Source organism: Aliiroseovarius sp. F20344, assembly GCF_023016155.1.
Classification (GTDB): domain Bacteria; phylum Pseudomonadota; class Alphaproteobacteria; order Rhodobacterales; family Rhodobacteraceae; genus Aliiroseovarius.
Genome location: NZ_JALKBG010000006.1, coordinates 1 through 25,787 on the forward strand (window position 1 = coordinate 1; position 25,787 = coordinate 25,787).

23 protein-coding genes and 1 riboswitch are annotated in these 25,787 nt (G+C 56.8%); of the genes, 17 read left to right on the top strand and 6 right to left on the bottom strand.

What is annotated here, in order from left to right; all coding sequences use genetic code 11:
- From ftsY to MWU55_RS05720, 3 genes are all read left to right on the top strand, one after another.
- The coding region (gene ftsY / locus MWU55_RS05710) for a signal recognition particle-docking protein FtsY (RefSeq protein WP_246934801.1) at positions 1-1,093 on the top strand (1,093 nt) is incomplete at its 5' end.
- Positions 1,094-1,099: 6 nt separating this feature from the next.
- Positions 1,100-2,002, top strand: coding sequence for an EamA family transporter (locus MWU55_RS05715; RefSeq protein WP_246934802.1), 903 nt, complete (start codon positions 1,100-1,102; stop codon positions 2,000-2,002).
- A gap of 10 nt (positions 2,003-2,012) precedes the next feature.
- The gene (locus MWU55_RS05720) at positions 2,013-2,624 is read left to right on the top strand and encodes an inner membrane-spanning protein YciB (RefSeq protein WP_246934803.1); all 612 of its coding nucleotides are present in this window, start codon (positions 2,013-2,015) and stop codon (positions 2,622-2,624) included.
- 15 nt (positions 2,625-2,639) lie between these two features.
- Here MWU55_RS05720 and MWU55_RS05725 read toward each other — a convergent pair whose 3' ends face one another.
- Positions 2,640-3,341 carry a glutathione S-transferase N-terminal domain-containing protein gene (locus MWU55_RS05725; RefSeq protein ID WP_246934804.1) on the bottom strand — a complete coding sequence of 234 codons (702 nt, stop codon included), beginning with the start codon at positions 3,339-3,341 and terminating at the stop codon, positions 2,640-2,642.
- 120 nt (positions 3,342-3,461) lie between these two features.
- Positions 3,462-3,540: riboswitch (SAM riboswitch) on the top strand.
- Between the two features lie 71 nt (positions 3,541-3,611).
- Between MWU55_RS05725 and MWU55_RS05730 the strand changes: the two genes are divergently transcribed.
- The 3 genes from MWU55_RS05730 to MWU55_RS05740 all read left to right on the top strand — a co-directional run bounded on the left by MWU55_RS05730 (position 3,612) and on the right by MWU55_RS05740 (position 7,505).
- Positions 3,612-4,790: an aminotransferase class V-fold PLP-dependent enzyme gene (locus MWU55_RS05730; RefSeq protein ID WP_246934805.1), complete on the top strand. Its 1,179-nt coding sequence runs from the start codon at positions 3,612-3,614 to the stop codon at positions 4,788-4,790.
- An 87-nt stretch (positions 4,791-4,877) separates the two neighbouring features.
- Positions 4,878-5,984 (top strand): GTP cyclohydrolase FolE2, encoded by a 1,107-nt coding sequence (gene folE2, locus MWU55_RS05735; RefSeq protein WP_246934806.1) that lies wholly within the window; start codon positions 4,878-4,880, stop codon positions 5,982-5,984.
- A 72-nt stretch (positions 5,985-6,056) separates the two neighbouring features.
- Positions 6,057-7,505, top strand: a complete 1,449-nt coding sequence (locus tag MWU55_RS05740) for a TrkH family potassium uptake protein (protein ID WP_246934807.1) — start codon at positions 6,057-6,059, stop codon at positions 7,503-7,505.
- A gap of 71 nt (positions 7,506-7,576) precedes the next feature.
- On the opposite strand, the gene MWU55_RS05745 is transcribed toward MWU55_RS05740, so the two are convergent.
- Positions 7,577-9,415 (bottom strand): trypsin-like peptidase domain-containing protein, encoded by a 1,839-nt coding sequence (locus MWU55_RS05745; RefSeq protein ID WP_246934808.1) that lies wholly within the window; start codon positions 9,413-9,415, stop codon positions 7,577-7,579.
- A gap of 213 nt (positions 9,416-9,628) precedes the next feature.
- On the opposite strand from MWU55_RS05745, the gene MWU55_RS05750 reads away from it, so the two are divergent.
- The 8 genes from MWU55_RS05750 to glmM all read left to right on the top strand — a co-directional run bounded on the left by MWU55_RS05750 (position 9,629) and on the right by glmM (position 19,999).
- Positions 9,629-10,573, top strand: coding sequence for a glycine--tRNA ligase subunit alpha (locus MWU55_RS05750; RefSeq protein WP_246934809.1), 945 nt, complete (start codon positions 9,629-9,631; stop codon positions 10,571-10,573).
- Positions 10,574-10,599: 26 nt separating this feature from the next.
- Complete coding sequence (locus tag MWU55_RS05755) at positions 10,600-11,037, top strand: DUF6446 family protein (protein ID WP_246934810.1); 438 nt, start codon at positions 10,600-10,602, stop codon at positions 11,035-11,037.
- A gap of 5 nt (positions 11,038-11,042) precedes the next feature.
- Positions 11,043-13,268 (top strand): glycine--tRNA ligase subunit beta, encoded by a 2,226-nt coding sequence (gene glyS / locus MWU55_RS05760; RefSeq protein ID WP_246934811.1) that lies wholly within the window; start codon positions 11,043-11,045, stop codon positions 13,266-13,268.
- A gap of 84 nt (positions 13,269-13,352) precedes the next feature.
- Positions 13,353-15,911: a putative PEP-binding protein gene (locus MWU55_RS05765; protein WP_246934812.1), complete on the top strand. Its 2,559-nt coding sequence runs from the start codon at positions 13,353-13,355 to the stop codon at positions 15,909-15,911.
- 69 nt (positions 15,912-15,980) lie between these two features.
- Positions 15,981-16,640 (top strand): cell wall hydrolase, encoded by a 660-nt coding sequence (locus MWU55_RS05770; protein ID WP_246934813.1) that lies wholly within the window; start codon positions 15,981-15,983, stop codon positions 16,638-16,640.
- Between the two features lie 90 nt (positions 16,641-16,730).
- A complete protein-coding gene (locus MWU55_RS05775; RefSeq protein ID WP_281501814.1) occupies positions 16,731-17,630 on the top strand; it encodes a dihydroneopterin aldolase in 900 nt (299 codons plus the stop codon).
- On the top strand, positions 17,627-18,631 hold the full coding sequence (gene folP, locus MWU55_RS05780) for a dihydropteroate synthase (protein WP_246934816.1): 1,005 nt from the start codon (positions 17,627-17,629) through the stop codon (positions 18,629-18,631). The genes MWU55_RS05775 and folP overlap by 4 nt, the downstream gene beginning before the upstream one ends.
- Before the next feature lie 21 nt (positions 18,632-18,652).
- Entirely contained in the window at positions 18,653-19,999 is a 1,347-nt protein-coding gene (glmM, locus tag MWU55_RS05785) for a phosphoglucosamine mutase (RefSeq protein ID WP_246934818.1), read from the top strand.
- Here glmM and MWU55_RS05790 read toward each other — a convergent pair.
- Both MWU55_RS05790 and ilvC read right to left on the bottom strand, forming a co-directional pair.
- Positions 19,996-20,898, bottom strand: a complete 903-nt coding sequence (locus MWU55_RS05790; RefSeq protein WP_246934820.1) for a DMT family transporter — start codon at positions 20,896-20,898, stop codon at positions 19,996-19,998. The two genes, glmM and MWU55_RS05790, sit on opposite strands and share 4 nt — an antisense overlap.
- Positions 20,899-20,987: 89 nt before the next feature.
- On the bottom strand, positions 20,988-22,010 hold the full coding sequence (ilvC, locus tag MWU55_RS05795) for a ketol-acid reductoisomerase (protein ID WP_246934822.1): 1,023 nt from the start codon (positions 22,008-22,010) through the stop codon (positions 20,988-20,990).
- 139 nt (positions 22,011-22,149) lie between these two features.
- Between ilvC and MWU55_RS05800 the strand changes: the two genes are divergently transcribed.
- From MWU55_RS05800 to MWU55_RS05810, 3 genes are read left to right on the top strand one after another with little or no spacing between them, the layout of a single operon-like run.
- Positions 22,150-22,605: an Lrp/AsnC family transcriptional regulator gene (locus MWU55_RS05800; RefSeq protein ID WP_246934824.1), complete on the top strand. Its 456-nt coding sequence runs from the start codon at positions 22,150-22,152 to the stop codon at positions 22,603-22,605.
- Positions 22,602-23,057, top strand: a complete 456-nt coding sequence (locus tag MWU55_RS05805) for an Lrp/AsnC family transcriptional regulator (RefSeq protein WP_246934826.1) — start codon at positions 22,602-22,604, stop codon at positions 23,055-23,057. The genes MWU55_RS05800 and MWU55_RS05805 overlap by 4 nt, the downstream gene beginning before the upstream one ends.
- 60 nt (positions 23,058-23,117) lie before the next feature.
- On the top strand, positions 23,118-24,245 hold the full coding sequence (locus tag MWU55_RS05810) for an aminotransferase class V-fold PLP-dependent enzyme (RefSeq protein ID WP_246934828.1): 1,128 nt from the start codon (positions 23,118-23,120) through the stop codon (positions 24,243-24,245).
- A gap of 45 nt (positions 24,246-24,290) precedes the next feature.
- Here the strand turns inward: MWU55_RS05810 and MWU55_RS05815 are convergent, their stop codons facing one another.
- Together MWU55_RS05815 and MWU55_RS05820 are read right to left on the bottom strand one after the other, a co-directional pair.
- Positions 24,291-24,491 (bottom strand): hypothetical protein, encoded by a 201-nt coding sequence (locus MWU55_RS05815; RefSeq protein WP_246934829.1) that lies wholly within the window; start codon positions 24,489-24,491, stop codon positions 24,291-24,293.
- 96 nt (positions 24,492-24,587) lie between these two features.
- Positions 24,588-25,787, bottom strand: coding sequence for an FAD-dependent monooxygenase (locus tag MWU55_RS05820; RefSeq protein ID WP_246934831.1), 1,200 nt, complete (start codon positions 25,785-25,787; stop codon positions 24,588-24,590).

Consider the following 25,787-nt stretch of genomic DNA (forward strand, 5'->3'; position numbering starts at 1 on the left):
GCCTGAGCCTGAGCCTGAGCCTGAGCCTGAGCCTGAGCCTGAGCCTGAGCCTGAGCCTGAGCCTGAGCCTGAGCCTGAGCCTGAGCCTGAGCCTGTTGCTATTGTTGAAGAGTCAGTCGAGATTTCAGCGGAACCGGAACCGGAACCGGAACTGGAACCTGCGCGCGTTGATCCTCTGGTCGAAGCCGCGCCTGAACCAGCCGCTAAAACCGGCTTGTTGGGCCGTATGTTTGGTCGCCGTGAAGCCAAAAAGGTCGTCCGCCGCACGGTCGATGACGACATGTTGGAAAGCCTCGAGGATCTGATGATCACATCGGACATGGGCGTGGACACCGCGATGCGCGTGACCGCCAACATTTCAGAAAGCCATTTCGGCAAGAAGCTGTCCGTGGATGAGATCAAAGCCGTGTTGGCTGGCGAGGTCACGCGGATCATGGAGCCGGTCGCCGTGCCTATGCCGCTTTACGCCAAACGCCCGCAGGTCGTTTTGATCGTCGGTGTGAATGGCGCAGGCAAAACCACAACCATTGGCAAGCTCGCCAGCCAGTTCACAGCAGCTGGTAAGAAGGTCGTGATTGCGGCTGGTGATACATTCCGTGCGGCGGCTGTAGAACAACTGCAAGTCTGGGGCGATCGCGCTGGCGTGCCGGTTCTGACTGCGCCGGAAGGGTCAGACCCAGCGTCGCTTGCGTTTGATGCGATGACACAGGCTGAGGCTGACGGGGCTGACCTTCTGATGATCGACACGGCTGGGCGTTTGCAAAACCGCGCCGATCTGATGGAAGAGCTGGCTAAGATTGTCCGCGTTATCAAGAAGAAGGACGAAACCGCGCCGCATAACACGCTGTTGGTTCTCGATGCGACGACGGGACAGAATGCTCTGTCACAAGTGGGCACATTCCAAGAGCTGGCGGATGTGTCTGGCCTTGTGATGACGAAACTGGACGGGACCGCGAAGGGCGGTGTTCTGGTGGCGTTGGCGGATAAGTTCGCACTGCCGATCCATGCCATTGGTGTGGGCGAGCAGATTGACGACCTTGCCCCGTTTGACCCGGAAGAATTCGCGCGCGCCCTGATCGGCATCTCGGATTGATCCGCGATGAGCGCTTGGCTCACCTCACTCGAGGGCACCTCGGCCGGGCATGATCTGGCGCTTGCGCTTGCGCTGTTTGCAGCTTTCTTGCATGCGCTTTTTGGTGCGCTGCAAAAGGGACGGCACGATCCGTGGTTGTCGCGTGGTGCAATCGATCTGAGCTATGGCGTGATCGCAGCCCCGTTTGCATTGTTCGTGGTTCCTTGGCCCGAACCGCATATGTGGCCAATCTTCGGCGTCGTGTTCGTGATCCACGTGGGCTACAAGCTCGCGCAGAGCTATACCTATGTTCTGGGTTCCTACACCGTGGTCTATCCCGTTGTGCGCGGAACTGGGCCGTTGTTCGCGGTGATTGGTGCTGGTTATCTGTTTGGCGAGACTTTCACGGTTATTCAATGGATTGGCGTGCTCACTCTGGTCGCGGGGATTTTCGCGCTGGCGGCTTACAACCTGCGTCACTGGCCCCTTGGCCGAGACAAGCTGAAACCGGCCCTTGCAATGGCAGTGCTGACCGGCGGGTTCGTCGCTGCCTACACCACCTACGACGCCTATGGCATTCGCGCGACGGCGGACCCTTTTACCTTTCTGGCATGGTTCTTTTTTATCGACGGTTTCTTCATGCCCGTTATTGCAGGGGTCCGTTGGTGGAATATGGCAGAACGCCCGGCGCTTGGCCCCCTTATGGGGCGTGGTTTGATCGGCGCGTTTGTTGCCTATTTCAGCTTTGGCTCCATCATGTTGGCCACAAGGCTGGACAGCGTGGGCGAGGCGGCCGTGCTGCGCGAGACCTCGACCGTGTTTGCAGCCCTGATTGGCTGGATCGTGCTGGGTGAAAAGGTTGGTCCGCGTCGCCTGACAATGATGGCTTTGATCGCGGCAGGGGCCGTGATAGTGGAACTGGGCGGATGAAGGAGATCCTATGACCGAGAAACAGGTAAATCCCGCCCTGCGCGGCGCATTGGAATACGGACCAATCATCCTGTTCTTTGCGGCCTATACCTTCTTGAAAGACCAGACCTTTACGGTTGCAGGGACCGAGTATTCGGGCTTTGTCGCTGTCACTGCGATGTTCATCCCGCTTCTGGTTTTGTCCACACTTGCCATGTGGAGGCTGACGGGCCATCTGTCGAAGATGCAGATCGTCACGCTTGTGCTGGTTGTCGGCTTTGGCGGCCTGTCGATCTGGTTCAACGACGAACGCTTCTTCAAGATGAAACCGACCATGATTTACCTGTTGTTTGCGGGTCTTCTTGGCTTTGGCCTGATGCGCGGTGAAAGTTATCTTGAGGCCGTGATGGACAAGGCGCTTCCGCTGGAGCGCGAAGGCTGGATGATCCTAACCAAACGGCTCGCGTTCTTCTTCCTGGCGCTTGCGTGCGCGAACGAGGTGATCTGGCGCATGATGTCCACCGATGCCTGGGTGAACTTCAAAACCTTCGGCCTGCCACTTGGAACGATTGCGTTCTTCATGTCGCAAGCGGGGATATTCAAGAAATATGGAACCGAAGAAGACGCGGCAGATCAAGGATAGGCCGCGTCTTCAAACTTAACGTTTGAAAAGCAAACTCTGCGCCTTTTTATCCGTCTGCAAATTGCTACGTTGGGTTTCTGCAACGGCGCGACCGCGCTGAACCGCAGGCCGCGCGCCGACTTCATCCAACCAACGCGCAAAATGCGGCTTATCTTCAATCGTCTGCTGTTGCCCCTCCCAAAGTGACGCCCAGCCCCAGCAAGCCATGTCCGCAATCGAATAGAAATCACCTGCCAGATAGCGCGTTTCAGCCAAGCGGTGATCCATGACGCCATAAAGCCGTGCAACTTCGGTGCGATAACGATCCTTGGCATATGGAAGATCATGCGGAGGATCCATTGCAGGGGCGTATTTCAAGAAATGATGCGCTTGACCCGCCATTGGTCCAAGCCCGCCCATTTGCCACATCAACCATTGATCCACGGCCACCCGATCGCGTTCAGTTTCGCCATAAAACTGTCCGGTTTTGCGCGCGAGGTATTGAAGTATCGCCCCGCTCTCAAAGATCGAAATCGGGTCGCCATCCGGTCCATCAGGGTCAATGATGGCAGGCATCCGATTGTTTGGAGCGATTTTCAGGAAGTCAGGTTCGAATTGATCGCCCGCGCCAATGTTGATCAGCTTCACCTCATAGGGCAGGTTCATCTCTTCTAATGCGATCGAGATTTTCCAGCCGTTAGGCGTCGGCCAATAGTAAAGCTCAATGGGTTTGGTCATCATGTTTCCTTTCGCGTGCCCAGAGGATGGCAGGCTAATGCGAAATGGCAAGTATGCAGTTTTCACGATATGGCGAGCCGTTCTTTAGCGGCTCTTGACGCCTTAGTTTGCAGGCGCTAGGGCTGTGTCCGAGGAGATTTGTTCACCGGATTGCGGGCCTCGTTAAACAAGCCGCTAAAGAGGTCAGGGATCGGACGGAGCATATCCGCCACACATACCCCCGACGCTCTTGATGCGGTGGGGGTTTTTTTTGTGCGAAAGGAACGCGCGATGACGAAATGGGGAAAACGGACCGAAGCCGTGCACAGCGGAGTGCGGCGCAGCCAATTCGGAGAGCTGTCCGAAGCCATGTTCATGACACAGGCTTTTTCCTATGACAGTGCCGAAGCTGCAGAAGCTCGCTTTATCGAAAGTGGACATGATGAGTTCATCTATGCCCGCTACGGCAACCCAACCAATCGCATGTTCGAAGACCGGATCGCGGCCCTGGAAGGTACCGAAGACGCGTTTGCCTGCGCTTCAGGAATGGCTGCTGTGAACGGTGCCTTGATGGCGCTGACGCAGGCGGGTGATCACGTGGTGTCGTCGCGGGCATTGTTTGGATCGTGCCTGTATTTGCTCGAAGATATTCTGGGCCGATTTGGCGTCGAAATCACGCTGGTCGATGGCACCGACAATGCCGAGTGGAATGACGCGATTCGCCCGGACACAAAATTGGTGTTCCTTGAGGCGATTTCGAATCCTACGCTAGAGGTGATCGATCTGGATCACGTCGTGAAACTGGCACATGCCAATGGGGCGCTGGTTGTGGTGGACAACGCCATGCCGACACCTGTGTTCTCCTATGCCACGAAGCTGGGGGCCGATCTTGTGGTCTATTCGACCACCAAACATGTCGACGGGCAGGGGCGCATGTTGGGTGGTGCAATCTGCGGCTCGCGTGATCTGATCCGTGGCCCGATTGAGACTTACGTGAAGCACACCGGCGGGGCGATCAATCCGTTTGCAGCATGGACGCACCTGAAGGCGTTGGAAACGCTTGATCTGCGCGTGCGGGCCCAAGCTGACGCCGCGATGAAAGTTGCGGAAGCTTTGGCAGATCACCCAAAACTGTCGCGTATGAGCTACCCGCAGCACCCATCGCATCCGCAGCACGCGATCTCGATGCAGCAATCCCCATCTGGCGGTACCGTGCTTGCAGTCGAGGTGAAAGGTGGGAAAGAGGCATGTTTCCGCTTCCTCAATGCGCTTGAGATATTCATCATCTCAAACAACTTTGCCGATGCGAAATCCATCGCTACGCATCCCGCAACAACCACCCACCAACGCCTGCCGCAAGAGCAGAAAGACATATTGGGAATTTCGGACGGGTTGGTGCGTTTGTCGATCGGGCTGGAGGACGTGGAAGACCTGATCACGGACCTTATGAACGGCTTGGACGCGGTCTGATCTGTCGCATTTTGCCCTTCGCGTTTGGCGTTTATATGCCAAATGAATATGCTATAGGCATGCGACAGCAGGATCGGAGGGTTCGCCATGAACCAGATGAAGCGCAAGAGTGGGGATGCAGTGGGCAAGTCCGAAGCGAAGGATGCCCTTGAAACCCTGCGCAACTGGGCGTCAAGCGCGGACCCGGTCGAGGTTGCAGCACTCGACCCGGCGATTGCGCGCCTTTTGCCGTTTGCCGATCTGCCCAACTATCCTGAGCTTAGCCGGCACTATCCCGATGATTTTGCGCCGGATGCGGACTACAAGGCATCCATGCCGGATCTGCAAAACGGTCCGGCCAGCCTGATTCAAGGCGCAAAGCGACACATCCAGCATGTGGGGATTTCGAACTTCCGCCTGCCTCTTCGCTATCATACTCGTGATGGATCGGACGTGACGCTTGAAACCTCGGTCACCGGAACAGTGAGCCTTGAGGCGGGCAAAAAGGGCATCAACATGTCGCGCATCATGCGCAGCTTTTACGCCCATGCCGAAAAGACCTTCAGTTTCGACGTGATCGAAGCGGCTCTGGACGACTACAAGACTGATCTGGAAAGCTTGGACGCCCGTATTGAAATGCGTTTTTCCTACCCTGCGCGGGTGGAAAGCCTGCGGTCAGGCCTGTCAGGCTATCAGTATTACGACATTGCGCTTGAACTTGTCGAGCATCGCGGCAAACGGCGCAAGTTTATGCACTTGGACTATGTCTACAGCTCGACCTGCCCGTGTTCGCTTGAACTGTCGGAACATGCCCGCCAGATGCGGGGACAGCTGGCCACTCCGCACTCGCAGCGCTCGGTCGCACGGATTTCGGTTGAGAAAATACATCAGCCAACGGGCACGCTTTGGTTTGAAGATCTGATTGATCTGTGCCGTGTCGCAGTGCCAACCGAAACGCAGGTGATGGTGAAGCGTGAAGACGAACAGGCCTTTGCCGAACTGAACGCCGCCAACCCGATCTTTGTCGAGGACGCTGCGCGTTTGTTCTGCGAGCAATTGCAACAGGATGACCGGATTGGAGATTTCCGAATTGTTGCCAGCCATCAAGAGAGTCTGCACAGCCATGACGCCGTGTCGATCCTGATCGAAGGCGACACGTTCGAGGCGGAAAGCCTTGATCCCAAGCTCTTTTCGACCCTGTTTCATGTGGGCTAATGGGTGACACTGCGCGCAGGCAAAGCACTCTGATGCTTGACACTCTGCACGCGTAAAGCCAACCCTGCGCCCATGTTGGACCTGCGACCAGTCATCTATGTTATCGGGCTTCTTGTCGCCGTTTTGGGCGTCACAATGCTGATTCCGGTCGTGGTTGATCTGATCGACAACAATGCCGATTGGAAGGTGTTCCTACAGAGTGCAATCGTGACCATCCTAATCGGCGGGTCCATGGCCTTGGCCACAGCAAACGGTGTCGGCAAAGGGCTGACAATTCAGCAAACTTTCCTTTTGACCACTGGTGTGTGGGTGGCGCTGCCCATTTTCGGAGCCATCCCATTTCTGCTGGCCGAGATTGACGCCCGCCCCGTAGACGCGTTTTTCGAAGCCATGTCGGGCCTGACCACCACGGGGTCAACTGTCCTGTCTGGGCTGGATGAAATGCCCAAGGGGTTGTTGTTCTGGCGTGGACTTTTGCAGTGGTTTGGAGGCATCGGGATCATTGTTGTGGCCATGGTTTTTCTGCCGGAACTCCGTGTTGGTGGTATGCAAATTTTCCGGTCTGAAGGCTTTGATACATTTGGAAAAATTCTACCCCGCGCGACCGAAATCTCATCCCGAATTTCGGTGATCTATTTCACGCTGACCGCGCTTTGCGCCTTGGCCTATTTTTCGCTGGGGATGAGCTTTTTCGATGCTGTCACTCACGCGATGACCACAATCGCTACGGGGGGCTATGCCAACTACGATGCATCCTTTGGAGCGTTTGGGCCGGGGCCTGAATATGCCGCAGTGGTCTTTATGTTGCTGGCTGCGTTGCCCTTTGTGCGCTACGTGCAAATCCTTCAGGGCACGGCACGTCCGTTGTTGCATGACCCACAAGTGCGCGCATTTTTCATGACGCTGGTGGTGATTGTTCTGATCATGACCCTGTGGCGTTGGCTGGCTGCTGGGCAGTTCAGCGAAGAGGCCCTGCGCAAGACATTGTTCAACCTAACCTCGATCCTCACGGGTACAGGCTATGCGTCACAGGACTACATGACATGGGGTGGGTTCCCTGTGGTGATGTTTTTCTTTGTCGGCTTGATTGGGGGCTGCGCGGGCTCAACTGCCTGTTCGATCAAGGTATTCCGCTATCAGCTGCTGCTGTCTTCGATCAAAGCGCAGATTCAGTCGATTCACTCGCCCCACGGGATTTTCACGCCGCGCTATGGCGGGCGTCGTGTGGATGACGACGTTTTATCCTCGGTCATGGGTTTTTTCGTGTTCTTTGTGGTGACGCTGGGTGCGACGGCTGTGTTGTTGGGGCTGACCGGGTTGGACTTCACCACGTCCCTGTCTGGCGCGGCTGCGGCCCTTGCAAACATTGGTCCCGGCTTGGGGGATCTGATTGGGCCGTCTGGCAACTTTGCAGGCCTCAGCGATACGGCCAAATGGATCTTGATTGTCGCAATGCTTATTGGGCGGTTGGAGCTTTTAGCCGTGTTCGTTCTGTTCACAGTGACCTTCTGGCGCGGATAAACGTCCCAGATAGAAAAAGCCCGGACCGCTTGGGTCCGAGCCTCAATGTGTTCACGCAACTGATTAGGTTGTTACTTCCAGCAACTGACCAAAACTGTCATATCCGCAGCCTTGGTGTTCAGCTCGACCGGGTCAATCGATGTGACGCTGTCTGTTGTGCTGGCTGTCACGCCGTTGTCACCAAGGAATTCGGACACTTTGGCCGCATCCATGGCGAAGCTGGTATCGGTCGGAAGCGAGCGTCCGTTGGTGCCTCCGGCCGGCAACAGCATCCCCATCACAGACCCGCCTGCATCCAGCACCGGTCCACCCGCATCGCCGGGTAGGGCGGCCAGGGTCAAGCGCGACAGATCGGCCTCGCCATTCAGGCCCGTTAGTTCCGACAACGTGCCAAAGGTCAGGCTGGGTGCGCTTAGGCGCCCTTCGTAGGAAAATCCGGCAACCGCCACATCTGATTTCAGGCGCGGCTCTGACGTCAGGAAGGATGCAAACGAAATGGGCGCTTGGGCCGTAGCGGGCTCGAGCAGAGCAAGGCCAAGGTCTTCCTCAACGGCCACAACATTAGCCTCAAACTCATCGTTGATGGAAATGCGAGCGCAAGACTGGACAGCTTCAGAAGTCGTCAGGATGCGTCCAGAGCCATCAACATAGAACCCAGAACGGGACAGGTCAGGGGTGCGGATTTCCAAGCCGGACAGAAGGTCCAGACTTTGCGTGGCTGCATCAAGACCTGCATCATCGGCCAGGGCTTGCGGCCCCAACGAAGCGAAGCTGGCTTTCATGTCACCAAGCGCTAGGTTGCGCCGCTTTTCGTCGCCCTTGGGCCAAACAAGAGTGAAGCCCTTAACAGTGCCATCCACCAGTTTGACCTGAGTGAAGGATGTGATCTTGTCATCCTCGCCTTCGATTGTGAATCCGTTCTTTCCACGTTCACGTGGACCCTCGGTCGGGACAATCTCAAGCGTTTGCAGAATGTCATAAAGGCCGTAGAGCGTGTTTTGATCACCCGTTTGGCTGATCATCACAAGCTTAACACCGCTGTCGCCTTTTGTTTTGAAGTGGACAAACGGGGCTTCGTAGCGATCAAATTCCACCATTGCAGCCGGGATGGCCATTGCAAGGCCCGCGCCCAGATCCTCGTATGCGGCCATGCCCACTGCGTCCAAAACGGATTGGTAATTGTCCAATAGGGCAGTGCGCTGGCGGGTGGTCAGAACACCGGTTGGTTCATATCCGTAATCCCCTTGCCAAGCGGCCATAGAGCGCCGGGTGCCGGCCCCAAACGCGCCATCAATCGACGAGGTGTAGTAGCCTTCCCACTTCAACGCGACTTGAAGCGCCTTGCGGGCGTCACGGTCCAGCTGGCGTTCGCTGGCCAGTGCTTCGCGCTTGGTTTCCTCTTGAATCAATTCGACGGTGGGTTCTGTTGTTTGGGTCGGGGCAGGCGCTGCCGTTTCAGTTTGAACCTCGGGTTGTGGCGCTGGTGCTTCAGGCGTCTCGATCGGGGCCGCTGTCAGTGTACTTTCCCCAATAGGCCAATACTGCTGGCGAAGCTGCCTTGAGAACGCGATGAAGCTGTCTTGGGGAATAAGGCCCGCATTCTTGAGATTGCGCAACTGCACGTCGGCGGCCTGAGGTGTGTAGGGCCCAAGGACAATGGCGTACCAGTTTCCACCAATTCGGAACCCATTCACGCCTTCAAGACGCGCGGCGTAACGGCGGGCACTGGCCTCGGCCTCACGCAGCGAGGGTTGGGCTTCGACCTGAATCCAACGCACTGACTGAGAATTGGTAGATTGTTGTGCGACAGCAGGCTGGGCAGCCACAATGGCGACCGCACTGGTTGCAGCAATCGTGGACATACAGGGAAGAAGGCCAGTGGCCAATGCAAGGGCAAATTGTTTGGTCATAGATCCTCTTAGCCAATAGGCGAATTGGGCTGAATTTCGCGCAAGTAACACACCGGCCCCCGATAAGGTCAATATCAGCTTGACGCCTTTCGGAAATTTCTACGGCAAAATGGCGGGTTTTCCCAACCCTTGTACCCGTTTCCCGCGTTGACCCTGTCCGGGCCAGCGCCTATTGAGTGGCAAGTTTTGCATAAACCAGTTCAGGGCAGCGCTATGGCCACGACCAAGACCAAACCTCAGTGCTTTCAGGAAATCATCCTGCGGCTTCAGAATTACTGGGCTGAAAAGGGCTGTGCGGTGATGCAGCCCTATGACCTTGAGGTCGGCGCAGGCACCTTCCACCCGGCCACCACATTGCGGTCGCTGGGATCTAAGCCGTGGGCTGCGGCCTATGTGCAGCCTTCGCGCCGCCCCACGGACGGGCGCTATGGTGAGAACCCAAACCGTCTGCAGCACTACTATCAGTATCAGGTGCTGATCAAACCAAGCCCGCCCGATTTGCAGGAGCTGTACCTGGGGTCGCTTGAAGCCATCGGCATCGACATGGACATGCATGACATCCGCTTTGTTGAGGATGACTGGGAAAGCCCCACGCTTGGTGCTTGGGGACTGGGCTGGGAAGTCTGGTGCGACGGCATGGAAGTCAGCCAGTTTACCTATTTCCAACAAGTTGGCGGTCATGACTGCAAGCCTGTTTCAGGCGAGCTGACTTACGGGCTAGAGCGTTTGGCGATGTACATTCTGGGCGTCGATCACGTCATGGATATGCCTTTCAACGCGCCGGATGCCTTGATCCCTCTGACTTATGGTGACGTGTTCAAACAGACCGAGGAAGAATACGCCCGCTGGAACTTTGATGTTGCCAACACCGAAGTTCTGTTGCGTCACTTCGAAGAGGCCGAGGCCGAATGCCGCGCGATTTTGGACCAAGAACATGTGGACCCCAAAACCGGCAAGCGTATCGTCATGGCGCACCCCGCTTATGACCAGTGCATCAAGGCATCGCATCTGTTCAACCTTCTGGACGCGCGTGGGGTGATCTCGGTTACCGAACGTCAGGCCTATATTGGGCGCGTGCGGGCGCTTGCCAAACAATGCGCAGATGCGTTTATCCAAACCACCGCCGGTGGCTGGGCCTCTGATGGGGACGCGGCGTGAGCGGCCGTCTGGTAGGGAGTTTTATCGTGGGACTTGCCCTTATTGCAGGCGCAGCGATCTATTGGTTGCAACTTTACGCCTTTTACGACGAGGTTTCGGCCGAAGATGGTGTCCGTATGACCAATCTGGTCACCGGCCAGCCTGAAATCGTGCTCTATGACAGTTTCAAAGGGATTGACGCCGACAGCTCGCCCTTGCGCTATCGCGGGTGTTTCACCACCACGATGAGCCTTGCTATGCTGACCGAGACGTTTGAACCCTACGAAGAAGCCACCCCTTTGACTGCACCCGGTTGGTTTGACTGCTTTGATGCCGTTGCCATTGGTGCCGCCATCGAAAACGGCGAAGCTTTGGCCTTCCTTGGTGAACGCGATATCAAAGATGGGGTCGACCGCGTTGTCGCCATCTTCCCTGATGGCCGGGGCTTCGTCTGGCATCAGTTGAACGAAAAATATAGCGAGTAAGCGATATGCCTGACCTGCTGATTGAACTCTTTTCCGAAGAAATCCCAGCCCGTATGCAAACGCGTGCCGCTGAGGATCTGAAAAAGCTGGTAACCGATGGTTTGGTCGAGGCTGGTTTGACCTATGCAGGTGCCACCGCCCTGTCGACGCCGCGCCGCCTGACGCTGGCCGTCGAAGGTTTGCTGGCTCAGTCCCCTGACACGCGCGAAGAACGCAAGGGCCCGAAAGTGGGCGCGCCGGACAAAGCCATTGAGGGCTTCTTGCGTGGTGCAGGCGTAACCCGCGATCAGTTGGAAGAGCGCGACACTCCCAAGGGTGCGGTCTACTTCGCCACGATCGAAAAACAGGGCCGACCGGCGGCGGATATCATCGCCGAGGTTCTGGAACACGCCATCCGTAACTTCCCGTGGCCCAAATCGATGCGCTGGGGGTCGGGCAGCTTGCGCTGGGTACGTCCGCTGCATTCGATTCTGTGCATTTTGACGGACGAAGCCGGAACCAATGTGGTCCCGCTTGATATTGATGGCATCACATCAGGCGACACCACCGAGGGTCACCGTTTTATGGCGCCGGGCCGCTTTGTCGTGACTGGCTTTGCCGATTATGAAGCCAAGCTGAAAGCCGCCAAAGTGATCTTGTCGCCCGCTGAACGCGCCGATCACATCTGGGCCGAAGCGCAGAATGCAGCCTTTGCCCAAGGGCTTGAGATCGTCGAAGACAAAGGCCTGTTGGCCGAGGTTGCTGGCTTGGTTGAATGGCCCGTCGTGCTGATGGGCGACATAGCCGAGGACTTTATCCACCTGCCGCCGGAAGTGCTGCAAAGCTCGATGCGTGAGCATCAGAAGTTCTTTTCCGTAAAGAACCCCAAAACGGACCGGATCGAGAAGTTCATCACCGTCGCCAACCGCGAAACAGCAGATCACGGGGCCACCATTCTTGCCGGGAATCAGAAGGTTCTTTTCGCACGTTTGGCCGATGCTAAGTTCTTCTGGGAAAACGACATTCGCGTTGCTGAAGCCGGCGGGAAACCATGGCTTGACAGCCTTGGAAATGTGACCTTCCACAACAAGCTTGGCACTCAAGCAGATCGTATCGACCGCATTGCGTCGATGACCCGAGCGATTGCGCCTGCGATTGGTGCGAATGCGGATCTGGCTGAACAGGCTGCACGTTGGGCCAAGGCCGACCTAAGCTCGGAAATGGTGTATGAGTTCCCGGAATTGCAGGGTCTTATGGGCAAATACTATGCCGCACCTGCTGGTTACCCCACAGAAGTGGCCGATGCAGCGCTGGAGCATTATTCGCCGCTGGGGCCGTCTGATGACGTGCCTTCTGCGCCAGTGTCCGTTGCCGTCGCCATGGCAGATAAGCTTGATACCCTGACTGGGTTCTGGGCGATTGATGAAAAGCCCACTGGATCAAAAGACCCGTTTGCATTGCGCCGTGCTGCGCTAGGCGTGATCCGGTTGGTTCTGGAAAATGATTTGCGCGTTGGGCTGGATCAGCTTTTCGATGCCCAGCTTTTGCGTCACGAGATTGAGTTGAACGAAAACGGCGACGTTCGTGCGGCGCTGTTGCATGATCTGGACAATGAGATTGCGGATCACGGCGTGTTCGGTGCGGCCATTCGCACGGTGCTGGATCACTTTGATGGGGATCTTTCTAAGCATCTTGAAGGGGTGAAGGCCAGCTTGCCGGATACGTCAAGCGATCTACTGGGCTTCTTTCATGACCGCTTGAAGGTTTACCTCCGCGACAAAGGCATTCGTCACGATGTGATTGATGCTTGTCTTGCCATGCCAGGCAATGACGACCTGACGCTTTTGGTAAAACGGGCCGAAGCACTGGCCACGTTCTTAACGACCGAAGACGGTGAGAACCTGATCCAAGGTGTGAAACGTGCCACCAATATCCTCGCCCAGGCCGAGGAAAAGGATGGGGTTGAATACTCCTATGGTGCGGATGTGAAATTTGCGGAAGACGACAGTGAAAAAGCACTGTTTGCAGCACTTGATGCAGCGGAAGCAGCGATTTCACCTGCAATGGAAGCCGAGGATTTTGCCGCTGCGATGTCGGCAATGGCCGCCTTGCGCGCGCCGATTGATGCTTTCTTTGAGGCCGTTCAGATCAATACGGACAATCAGATCCTGCGCCGCAACCGCCTGAACCTTCTGTCGCGTATTCGTGTGACATGCGCTGGCGTGGCTGATCTGTCCAAGATCGAAGGCTAATCAAAGCTTCTGCTGACCTGACCAAGCTAGACCTTGTGTAGCGCGCTTTGCGCGCTATTGTGATGGTCGAAAGGCGGTGCTGCGGTGCAGAAAGAAGTTTCCTCTGGCTTTGTCGAGATCACGCCCACGGCAGAGATCGATGCCAAACGTCATGGCGGGCGGGCCAAGTGCCTTCAACGCCTGATCCGGCTGGATATGCCGGTGCCGCGGACGATTGCGCTGGATTTCGGTGCTGTACACGGTGTTTCCGCAGGCGACATGCCAGACCTTGACCAGATGTTGACCCTTTTCGGGGCCGAGCCGCTGGTCTCCGTGCGTCCTTCATCCGAGGATCCAGATTGGGGTGGGCCCGGCGCGATCCTGAATATCGGCATGAATGATGCGGTGCACGCCAAGCTGTGTAAAACGCATGGAGAAACCGCTGCAAACGCCCTTTATCTGCGATTCATTCAATCCTACGCGGTCCATGTTGGCCGCCTTGACCCTGATGAGTTCGAGATCTTCTCGTCCCCGACCGCAGATGCACTGCGCGCGGCGCTGGAGTTGTACGAAGAAGAAACAGACGAATACTTCCCGCAGGACCCAAAAGAACAACTGGCCGAGATTTTGCGCTCCATGGCGCGGGCTTGGGAGGGCACAACGGCACGGTTGCTGCGGCAAGCCAAGGGAGCGCCAGCGGATGCGGGACTGGGCTTGGTAGTGCAGAAGATGGTGCTTGGGGTTGGTCAAGGGATTTGTGGGTCCGGCGTGATTCAATTCGTCAACGGCGTGACCGGGCATCGCGAGATTCGTGGCCGTTATTTGTGCAAAAGTCAGGGACGTGACGCGCTGACTGAGGCCGAAGATCGGGACGTCATGTATTTGACCAGAGATCCGCGCGGTCGCTCGATCGAAGAAGTGTTGCCTGAAAACTTTGCGGACCTTCTGCGCTATGGGGATCTGTGCCGGACACGATTGCGCGAAGAGATGGAGATCGAATTTACGATCGAGAATGATGAGCTGTTTATACTGGATGCCGTGCGTGTTGCGCGGGCTGAACGTGCCAATGTGCGCATCGCTGTGAGCCTTGCCAAGGACAAAGTCATATCGCGCGAAGAAGCCGTTTTGCGCATTCCACCGCGCGCATTGACGGAATTGCTGCACAGTCAAATTGATCCTGAGGGGACGCGGGATGCATTTTCGCACGGGATTGCAGCAAGTCCAGGGGCCGCGACCGGAAAGATTGTGTTCAATGCACGCGCTGCACAGGCGATGGCCGCGCAGGGGGAAGATTGTATCCTTGTACGGCGCGAGACCTCGCCCGAAGATATTCGCGGCATGCACGCCGCCAAAGGCATTTTGACCATCCGTGGCGGGATCACGAGCCACGCTGCCGTGATCGCGCGCGGCCTTGGTCTGCCTTGTGTTGTCGGGGCCGGGGATCTTGTGCTCGACAAAAAGAAAGGCAAGCTCAAGGCTGCTGATGGCCGCGAGTTCGGCGAGGGCGACGTGATCTCGATCGACGGATCGGTTGGTGAAGCCTTGGCAGGTGCAGTCGATATGCTTCCACCCGAACTTGGAGATAGTTTTCAAACACTTATGACCTGGGCGGATTCGTTTCGTGACATCGGCGTGCGCGCCAATGCGGACACTCCCCCTGACGCACGCAACGCCCGAATGTTTGCGGCCGAAGGGATCGGGCTTTGCCGGACTGAACACATGTTCATCGATGATGACCGTCTGCTGGCCATGCGCGAGATGATCTTTGCGGATCACGCAGAAGATCGCCGCGCAGCATTGGATCGACTGTTGCCAATGCAGCGGGCGGACTTCACAGAGCTGTTCGAGATCATGCAAGGGCAACCCGTTTGCATTCGTCTGTTCGATCCACCTTTGCACGAGTTCTTGCCGCATGGGCGCGAAGGTCTTCGTGAATTGGCCGAGGCCTTGGACCTACCCCTGCGCGACGTAGAGCGCCGCGTGGCTGGGCTGCGAGAATTTAACCCGATGCTGGGGATGCGTGGTGTTCGGCTGGGGGTCACCGTGCCCGAGATCTATGACATGCAAGCGCGTGCCATTTTCGAGGCGACTATTGATGCATCCAACTCGGGCGCGCCAATTGTCCCCGAGATTATGATCCCATTGGTGTCGGCCAAGCGAGAAGTTGAGATTGTCAAAGCCCGGATTGATGCCGTGGCCGCCGCGGTTCGCATAGAACGCAGTGCCGAATTTGATTATCGTTTGGGGGTGATGGTTGAAACGCCCCGGGCCGCATTGCGTGCTGGTGAAATCGCCCAACACGCGTCCTTTATGTCCTTCGGCACCAATGACTTGACTCAGATGACATACGGCCTGTCACGAGACGATGCCGGACGCTTCATGGGGGAATACGTCGCACAGGGCGTCTATGAAGAAGACCCGTTCCACATGCTGGACGCCGATGGTGTGGGCGAGCTTCTGCAGATCGGCGCGGACCGAGGGCGTGGTGAAAATGCAGACCTAACTCTGTCGATTTGTGGTGAGCATGGCGGCAATCCTGAAAGCATCCGTTTCTGCCGTGATGCCGGGTTTGACTATGTTTCTTGTTCGCCGTTTCGGGTGCCAGTCGCGCGTCTGGCGGCGGCGCATTTGGCCATTACATCTCCGCGCGCGGACAACGTGTAAGGGCGTAGGACTAGACGCAGCACGCGCAATCGCATAGGACTCCCGCGCAGTTCTAGGGAAGTTTGTTCGATGCGTATCAAGTGGAAATCTCAGTTTTTCGCCGTTTTCGTCGCTGTTACGGGGGTGGCCTCACCTTCTTTGGCGTCTGAAACGGACGCTTCAGTTAACCCATTCGGCGCCGCACTTTTACAAGAACACAACGGACTTGGCGCAATGGGTGGCGAGAAGCTTACAGCTATATCCGTCCTGCCAAAAGCATCTGAAGCCTCTGAAACTGCACCAAAAGAATTCGACAGAACAATCGCGTGGCTTACTGCGCAACCAGTCCCCAAGCAAGATGCTGAATGGAACTGTCTGACCGAAGCGCTCTATTTCGAAGCCCGGGGCGAAACCGTGCAGGGACAATTTGCAGTCGCAGAAGTAATCCTGAATCGTGTTGACCATTCCCGATTCCCGAACTCGATCTGTGGTGTGATCAATCAGGGAACCGGCAAGAAATACGCTTGTCAATTCACCTACACCTGTGATGGACGCGAAGAAGTTATCAACGAAGCCGCCATCCACAATCGGTTGGGACGTATCGCCCGTGCGATGATTGATGGCGCTCCTCGTGATTTGACCCACGGGGCAACGCATTACCACACCACAGCTGTTTCACCCCGTTGGGCCAGTCGGTTTCAAAAAACCGCGTCAATCGGGGTGCATCGCTTCTATCGGATGCCCGGTTAACGACGCAGGAACACGCTCGCGCGTCGCTTTGGGCTGGCGTTCAGGGATGGGTTCGGGGCATGGTCCTGCCAAGTTTGAAAGGGACATGTGATGAGCGAGGCCAGCTTGGCATTTTCGAAGCTTGAAGATCGCGCCAACGCAATGGCGACAGGCGAACCAGCGGATCGCATCTCGGTGCGCGACCATGTGGTGGATGTCGAAATCGGTGCGTTTCAGGCCGAACGTGGCGTCACACAACGGCTTAGCTTCAGTGTCGTGGTCGAAGTTGCAGACCATGGTGGGGCCGCGACCGACGACGTAGATGACATTCTATCCTATGACACAATCACCGAAGCGATCATGGCCGAGCTGGAGGCCGAGCGCCTGAACCTTTTGGAAACCCTGGCCGAGCGGATTGCGCACCGACTGCTGCAAGCCCCACAGCCTCAGCGCGTGTTCGTACGCATTGAAAAGCTGGATCGTGGGCCGGGCAAGTTGGGGGTCGAAATTGTTCGCGACCGTTCCAGCGCCGTTTCAGATGTTGCTGCTGCGCAAGCCCCTTCGCCGACTGTTGTTTTTCTTTCATTATCGGCTGTGAATGCCCCTGAAGCCGGCGCATTTCTTGACAGTTTGGAACATGACGGAATTCCAACTATTCTGTGCGTTGATGCTGGTGCAAAATCGTCAGATACAGGCTGGGCAGCGCGCAATATTGCCCTTCTGGAAGCAGATCAGGCTGCTTGGCGGCTTGCACAGGCACATGAACGTGCCGTGCCGGTTGGTACGCGAACGGAACTGGATTGGGGTTTGAAGAACGGACAGTTGAGCGTTTGGGCCCCATCCAAGATGGTTTTGGATGCAACCGACGCACCGAAGACAACTGATCCAATCGATTTGGCTTTGTGGTTCGCGAAAGAGGTTCAAGCCAGCCAGATCCTTTGGGTGGGCTGTGACGTGCCAGATGCCATCGATATCAATTCGGCCACCGTTAAGCTTGAGGAATTGGCATGACGTATCGCACTCAGCCTATTGCCCGGACGGGGCGTCCTTTTTCTGGCCTTGCCCTATGTGGCAGCGACAGCCTGTGGTTCGATCAGGTTTTGGAGCGCCAACGCGGGGGTGAAACACGTGCTGTTCCGCTGTCTGATGTTGATCAGGAGACAGTTAGCCGCTTAAGAGATCTGCGCCCCACGCTTTGCGGGATGACATTGAACCAGCCCCGTTTGATGGGCATTTTGAACGTCACCCCTGACAGCTTCTCGGACGGAGGAGAGCTGGATACGCTTGAAGCGGCCGTTACGCGAGCTCGTGAAATGGCTGGCGACACGGACATCTTGGATGTCGGTGGGGAAAGCACCCGCCCAGGCGCAGACGAAGTGGATATAGAAGAAGAAATCCGCCGAACGGCCCCGGTGATCGAGGCAATCCGGGCTGCTGGCATAACCACACCAATCTCAATCGACACCCGAAAGGCTCGTGTTGCTGAGGCAGCATTGGATGCGGGTGCGGATATCGTGAACGATGTATCCGCGTTTTCCTTCGATCCTGAGCTCGCTGACCTAGTGGCTGAGCGCGACGTGCCTGTTTGCTTGATGCATTCGAAAGGTAGACCGGAAACGATGCAGGACGATCCCCGTTATGACGACGTTCTGTTTGATGTCATGGATTATTTGGAAGAACGTATCAGCTTTGCAGAAGCAAAAGGCATTCGGCGCGAGCGGATCATAACCGACCCCGGCATCGGGTTTGGTAAGACTTTGGAACACAATGTGACTTTGCTGCGTAACCTTGCGCTGCTACATGATCTTGGGCTGCCGGTATTGCTTGGTGTGTCGCGAAAGCGGTTCATTGGAACGATCGGACAGGCTGATGTGGCCCGCGATCGGGTGGCCGGGTCAGTCGCCGTCGCGATGCACGGAATTGCACAGGGCATGCAGATTTTGCGGGTCCATGATACATTTGAAACTCGGCAGGCATTGCGCCTTCACGCGGCCATGACCGAGAAGAAATAAGAAAAGTAAGAGGTAGGCAGCATGGTCGAGAAATTATTCGGAACCGATGGGGTTCGCGGGCTGGCAAATTCGTGGCCCATGACCGCCGAGATGGCTTTGAAGCTGGGTGCTGCCGCAGGTCGTCACTTCCGCCGTGATCATTCGAACGGACACCGTGTGGTGATTGGGAAAGACACGCGTTTGTCCGGTTACATGCTGGAAAATGCGCTGACGGCTGGCCTGACTTCAACCGGTATGAACGTATTGCTTTTGGGGCCGGTGCCAACCCCTGCGGTTGGTCGGATGACGCTTTCTATGCGGGCTGATCTGGGGATCATGATTTCGGCTTCGCACAATCCGTTCCATGACAATGGCATCAAGTTTTTTGGCCCGGATGGTTTCAAGCTGTCAGATGAGGACGAGGCCGAGATTGAGCGCATGGTGCATGAAGGCGTCGATCCGGTGCAGCCTCAGAATATTGGTCGCGCCAAACGGATTGAAGAGGCCAGGCAGCGGTACACAGAATACCTGAAGACCACCTTCCCGAAGAACAAGCGCCTGAGCGGGATCAAGGTTGTGATCGACTGTGCCAATGGCGCAGCCTATCGCGCAGCGCCTGACGCCTTGTGGGAACTCGGTGCTGACATCATTCCGGTGGGTGTTTCACCGGATGGGACGAACATTAACAAGGGCTGTGGGTCGACCGACACGGCTCTAGCCGCGCGCACCGTGGTTGAGACCGGGGCCGATCTTGGCATCTGCCTGGATGGTGACGCTGATCGCATCATGATCATCGATGAAAAAGGGCAGGTGGCTGATGGCGACCAAATCATGGCGCTGTTTGCCTCGCACTGGGCGTCAGAAGATCGTCTGAAGGGCGGCAAATTGGTCGCTACCGTGATGTCGAACTTGGGACTAGAGCGTCACATGGCCGGGCAGGGGCTGGAGCTTCTGCGCACCAAGGTTGGCGATCGTCACGTTGTCGAGGCAATGCGCGCTGGCGGATATAATCTGGGCGGCGAGCAGTCCGGCCACATTGTGATGAGCGACTACGCCACCACGGGTGATGGCCTACTTGCGGGGCTTCAGTTTTTGGCCTGCATGGTGGAAACAGGAAAACCCGCGTCAGAGCTGTGCCAAGTCTTTGAAACCGTGCCGCAACTCCTCAAAAACGTGCGGTATACGCTGGGGCAAACGCCGCTGGAAACAGACCGTGTTAAGGCTGTGATCGCGGATGCCGAAGTCAAGCTGAATGGCAAAGGTCGTTTGTTGATCCGCAAATCCGGCACCGAACCCCTAATCCGGGTGATGGCGGAATGCGAAGATGACGCGCTGCTTACAAATGTCGTGGATGGAATTGTTGCCGAGGTTGAAGCCGCGACAGCTTAACGACCGATCAGCATCTTGCGCAAACTGAACCATTGGCTGATGGCCAATCCGGTCATGATCAGCGCAAGCGCTGCGAAGAACCGCAGCGGCAGTGTCTCGGACAAGATCCACGCGCCGAACACCATCGACCATGCGGGCACTTGGTAATTCACCAGCGTCATGAAGACCGAACCGGCGCTGCGGATGATCGCCACCCGCAGCAGAGTGGCCAACGCTGTGGGGAGCAGCCCCAATGCGACGATGGCCAAGCCGGATCTGGTGCCTTCCCAAGCGGGCCAGCCTTCGGTGGCAATCATGATTGGCAGCAGGATGGCGGACCCAACCACAAGCGTCAGTGTGGCCAAGACAACCGGATCGATGGGCGGGCAACGTCGGGTCAGGATCGACGCGACAGAATAGCAGAACGCCGCGCCAATGCAGGCCAACTGAGCCAATGGTTCAGCGCCTTGCCCCAATTGTGCAAGGCCCGGCCCGATCAAAACCAAAGCGCCGCTAAATCCAAGTGTCACCCCGATGAATTTACGCGCGTTTAGCGGCTCGTCCGAGAAGAAATGGGCCAGAGGCAACACCATCAAAGGGATGGCCGCCATCGTTAGGCCGGCAAAGGCCGATGGCACGTATTGCTGCCCCCAGCTTAATAACAAGAACGGCAAGGCAGTCGAGAGTATCCCGATGATCGCGATCGACCACCAAAGGGCCGCACTGAATCCCGGCATCTTTTTTCCCGTCGCGCACATCAGCACCCAAAGCGCCAATGCGCCCAGCGTGGTGCGGGCGGTGGCAACGGTGACGGGGCCATAGCCCTCAAGAGCGATGGCGACGACCATGAAAGTGCCGCCCCAAATCAGGCCAAGTGTCACGACGCCCGCCCAGTCGCGGGATGTGGGGTTGTCTGTCATTGGTGCTCTCAACGAAAAGGGGCGCCCGCAATCGGACGCCCCACTTGACCTGTCTGCGCGGTGGAAATCAACCCGCCGCGTTTCGGGTCTTAGTTCTTTTCCTGATCAACCAGTTTGCCAGCGGAAATCCACGGCATCATGTCGCGCAGTTTCTTACCCACAACTTCGATCTGGTGCTCGTCGTTGTGGCGGCGGGCTGCTTTGATGGTCGGTTGACCAACAGCGTTCTCCAGCATGAAGTCACGCACGAATTTACCGGTCTGGATGTCTTCCAGCGATTCTTTCATGGCTTTCTTGGTGGCTTCATAGGGCAGGATGCGCGGGCCAGTGACGTACTGGCCGTACTCTGCAGTGTTCGAGATCGAGTAATCCATGTTCGCGATGCCGCCTTCATAGATCAGGTCAACGATCAGCTTGGTTTCGTGCAGACACTCGAAGTAAGCCATTTCCGGTGCATAGCCGGCTTCAACCAGGGTCTCGAAACCGCAACGGATCAGTTCAACGATACCGCCGCACAGAACAGCTTGTTCACCGAACAGGTCGGTTTCGCATTCTTCACGGAAGTTGGTCTCGATGATGCCCGAGCGGCCGCCACCGATGGCTGAACAATAGGACAGGCCGATTTCCAGAGCTTTGCCGGTTGCGTCGGTGTTTACAGCGACAAGGCAGGGAACGCCGCCGCCTTTGACGTATTCGCCGCGTACGGTGTGACCGGGGCCTTTCGGGGCCATCATGATCACGTCAACGCCTTCTTTTGGCTCGATCAGGCCGAAGTGAACGTTCAGGCCGTGAGCGAATGCGATGGCTGCGCCCGGCTTGATGTTGTCGTGTACGTATTTCTTATAGGTTTCAGCCTGCAGTTCGTCGGGCATGGTGAACATGATGACGTCACACCAAGCTGCGGCTTCGGCGATGCCCATAACTTCCAGACCTTCAGCCTGTGCTTTCTTGGCCGATGCCGAACCTTCGCGCAGGGCAACAACAAGGTTCTTAGCGCCCGAGTCGCGCAGGTTCAGCGCATGCGCGTGGCCTTGCGAGCCGTAGCCCAAGATGGCAACTTTTTTGTCTTTGATCAGGTTAATGTCGCAATCGCGATCGTAGTAAACGCGCATATCGGGTGCTCCGTTGGATGGGTTGTTCTTTCAACACGCATCATAGGCAGCCGGTGTGTGCTTTCGAGTGGGAAATGAATGAAAACCCGCGCTAAGATGAAGGTTTTTATTCTCCAGAAGTCGTGATAGTGACAAATTCATGCTTGATGATCTTGATAGACGCATACTCAGACAGATGCAGGCCGATCCTACAATGGCGGGTGCGGATTTGGCGGATCGTGTGGGGTTGTCCGTTGCCCGCCTGACGCGGCGCGTTGATCGGCTGCGTGATCAAGATATTCTGCGCGGACCCCGCACGGTGATCAATTGGCGTGCTATGGGATATGAGGTTGAGGTGAGCTTGCGGGTGACGCTTGATAAAACCCAACCCCGTGCCTTTGACGACTTTATCGAAGCAGCTCGCGCCATTCCTGAGGTGATCGAAATCCAAACCTTTGTCGGACGTGTTGACGTGCGTCTTTCGGTCATTGCGCGCGACATGGCCCATTATCAGGCGATCTATCGCGATCAAATCCTATCTCTGCCGCATATCGCAGACATTGAAGCCTTGATGCACGTGGCGCGGATCAAATCTGATGAAAGCCTGCCGCTATGATCGATCTGGACGACACCGATTTCGCCTTGCTGCGATTGCTATCCGAAGATGCAACGTGGTCCGCTGGCGCGTTGGGGCGTGAAGTTGGGCTGAGCCAACCCGCCACGTGGCGCCGTATCAAACGCCTGACTGATCAAGGCGTGATCGTGGGGCGCCGACTTGATTTGGATCGCGAGGCATTGGGCTTCGGCGTGACGGTATTTCTGGGCGTGAAACTTGCCACCAAAGGGCGGGTCAGTCTGGATGATTTCGAACGCGCTGTGTCGGCGATCCCCGAAGTGCAAACAGTCGAACACGTGCTGGGGTTGTACGACTATCGCCTGCGTGTTGTGGCCCGCGACATCGCGGATTTCGAACGCGTGTTGCGCCGTCGGATCATGACCATGCCCGGCGTTGGAGATGTTGAAGCCAACGTGCTTTTGTCCGAAGAACGCCGCCCCGGGCCAATTTGACCTCTTCCCTACGCAGGGAATTTGGGCCACGTTATTTCGGCACAACGAGGGAGACCAATAATGTCCGCACTTCTGCCCGATATCGACCCAGATGGGATGCTTGAATTCTCGGTCGTATTCACAGACCGGTCCCTGAACCATATGTCCACCACCTTTCAGAAGGTGATGAACGATATCTCAGCAACGTTGAAAGATGTTTATAACGCGGACGCTGTGGCCCTTGTTCCAGGCGGAGGTACCTATGCGATGGAGGCAGTGGCCCGCCAATTTGCCACTGGCAAACGGGTCATGGTCATTCGCAACGGGTTCTTCTCCTTCCGTTGGAGCCAGATATTTGAGGTGGGGTCGATCCCATCCGCTGAAACCGTGATGAAAGCGCGCCGCGTGGGCAACGCACCGGATGCGCCGTTCGCTCCAGCGCCGATCGACGAGGTCGTTGCGAAAATCCGGGAAGAGAAGCCGGACGTTGTGTTTGCCCCGCATGTCGAAACCGCCTCGGGCATGATATTGCCCGATGATTACATCACAGCCGTGGCCGCGGCCGTGCACGGTGTGGGCGGGATCTTCGTTCTGGACTGCATTGCATCGGGCTGTGCGTGGGTCGACATGAAAGCAACCGGCGTGGACGTGTTGATCTCGGCCCCTCAAAAGGGATGGTCGGCGCAGCCCTCTGCTGGTCTGGTCATGATGAACGACAATGCGCGGGACATGGCGAAGGCCGCGACCTCGACCTCGTTCGCGGTGGATCTGGGCAAGTGGCTGTCGATCATGGAGGCCTATGAGGGCGGTGGGCATGCGTATCACGCGACGATGCCCACGGATGCTTTGCGGGCCTTCCGCGATGCAACGCTGGAAACCAAAGATTACGGGTTTGAGAAACTGCGTGATGCGCAATGGGAGCAGGGCCGGCGCGTGCGCGCCCTATTGGCGCAAAACGGCATCAAGTCCGTTGCTGCCGAGGGGTTTGAAGCGCCCGGCGTGGTCGTATCCTATACCGCAGATCCCGACATTAAGGCCGGCAAGGCTTTCGCTGCCGAAGGGGTGCAGATTGCTGCTGGTGTGCCGCTTATGTGCGACGAGGGCGAGGACTATTCATCCTTCCGCCTTGGGCTGTTTGGGCTCGACAAGCTTTACGATGTTGACGCCAGCGTCGCACGGTTGGAAGCTGTACTGTCCAAAGTGCTGTAGGACTGATTGCGCGGGGGATGGCCCCGCGCATCCAGCTAAAGTGATCTAGCCTTTACCGCCTGCCATGGTGATCAGCAGCAGATAGATCACCGGAACGGTCGACAGGGCGACAAGTCCAATTCCGGCAACGCCTTTGATAAGGAAGCCCGCAACAAGGGCCGCCACGATCGCACCCATGATTGCAAAGGCAATTTTTTCCGCTCGCGCGTCTTTTGCTTTCTGTTCGGGGCTCAGTTCCGTCGCCATGTCATTTCTCCTGTTCACGTTGCAGGATGCGTATCCTTCATGTGTTCAAAGAACTGAATGCGACAAATCTGTCATGTGGCGGCGTGCCGCAGGGGGTCAGTTTGGGCCAAGACCTGCGCGCATCACACGTTTGCGCATTGGGGCCACGTCATGCACGGCTTTCAACCCCAACAGTCGCACCGTTTGCATCACGCCGTCGCCCGAGCGTGTGACCCGATTAAACAAATCAATCGCGCGTGCGCGTCGTGCGATATCGGTTGCCCGTGCGCTATCGTAGGCTTTCATCATGCTGGGATCGCCCAAGCTGTCCGGATTGGCCTCTGCCAGTTCCAGAAGGGCGATGACGTCATTCAGCGACGTGTTTAATCCTTGTGCGCCAATCGGCGGCAGGGCATGGGCGGCTTCGGCGACGACAGCGACGCGGCCGGATACCAGTTGATCCGCTGTCTGCGTGATAATCGGCCAAATGGATCGGTTGCCTTGCAGCTGCATTCGGCCCAGCAAACCGGTTGAGCGTTGGAACATCACATCTTCAAATGCGTCAACGTCCATCTCCATCAGCTCAACCGCGCGCGGGCCTTTGTTCATCCAGACGATGGCCGAGGCAGGTTTTCCGTCCATGTCGGGCAGAGGTACAATAGTGAAGGGGCCGCCCTGATTGTAGATCTCGGTCGAGATGTTGTCGTGCGGAAGCTCATGCGTGACGGTGAATGCCAGCGATTTTTGACCGTATCGCGTCGTCGAAACAGTAATTTCAGCCGCTTCACGAAGGGGCGAGAATTTGCCATCCGCCGCAATCCCCATGCGAGCACGTACACGGTCGCCGTTGGTGAGTGTCACGATGATTTCATCGGTGCGCTGCACAATGGATCGAAAGCCGGTCCCGTAAAGGGGCGTGATCAAGGGCTGCTCTTGAAGGTAGGTCCAAATCTCGCGCCGAACGACCCAATTCATCAGGTTCCAGCCAAAGGGCTCGTCGCCCATATCATCCGAGCGGAAAATCCTCCGGTCGCGGATTTCAGGGGGCCAACCGGTGGTGTCGATGACTTCAAGTTGGTCTAGCGGTTTGGCATGAGATTTCAAATGGGGCCAAAGGCCAATGCGATCAAACAATTGGCGGGCAGGCAGCAGAAACGCTGTAGATCTTAGATCTGATTTCTCGTCATCCGCTGTGGTGACGGGGACAAATGGATCGGCCATGACGACGCTGAACCCAGCGGCGGCAAAGGCTGCGGCCGTAACCTGACCCGCAATCCCACCACCCGAGATAAAGATGTCAGCGCGATGTTCAGTCAT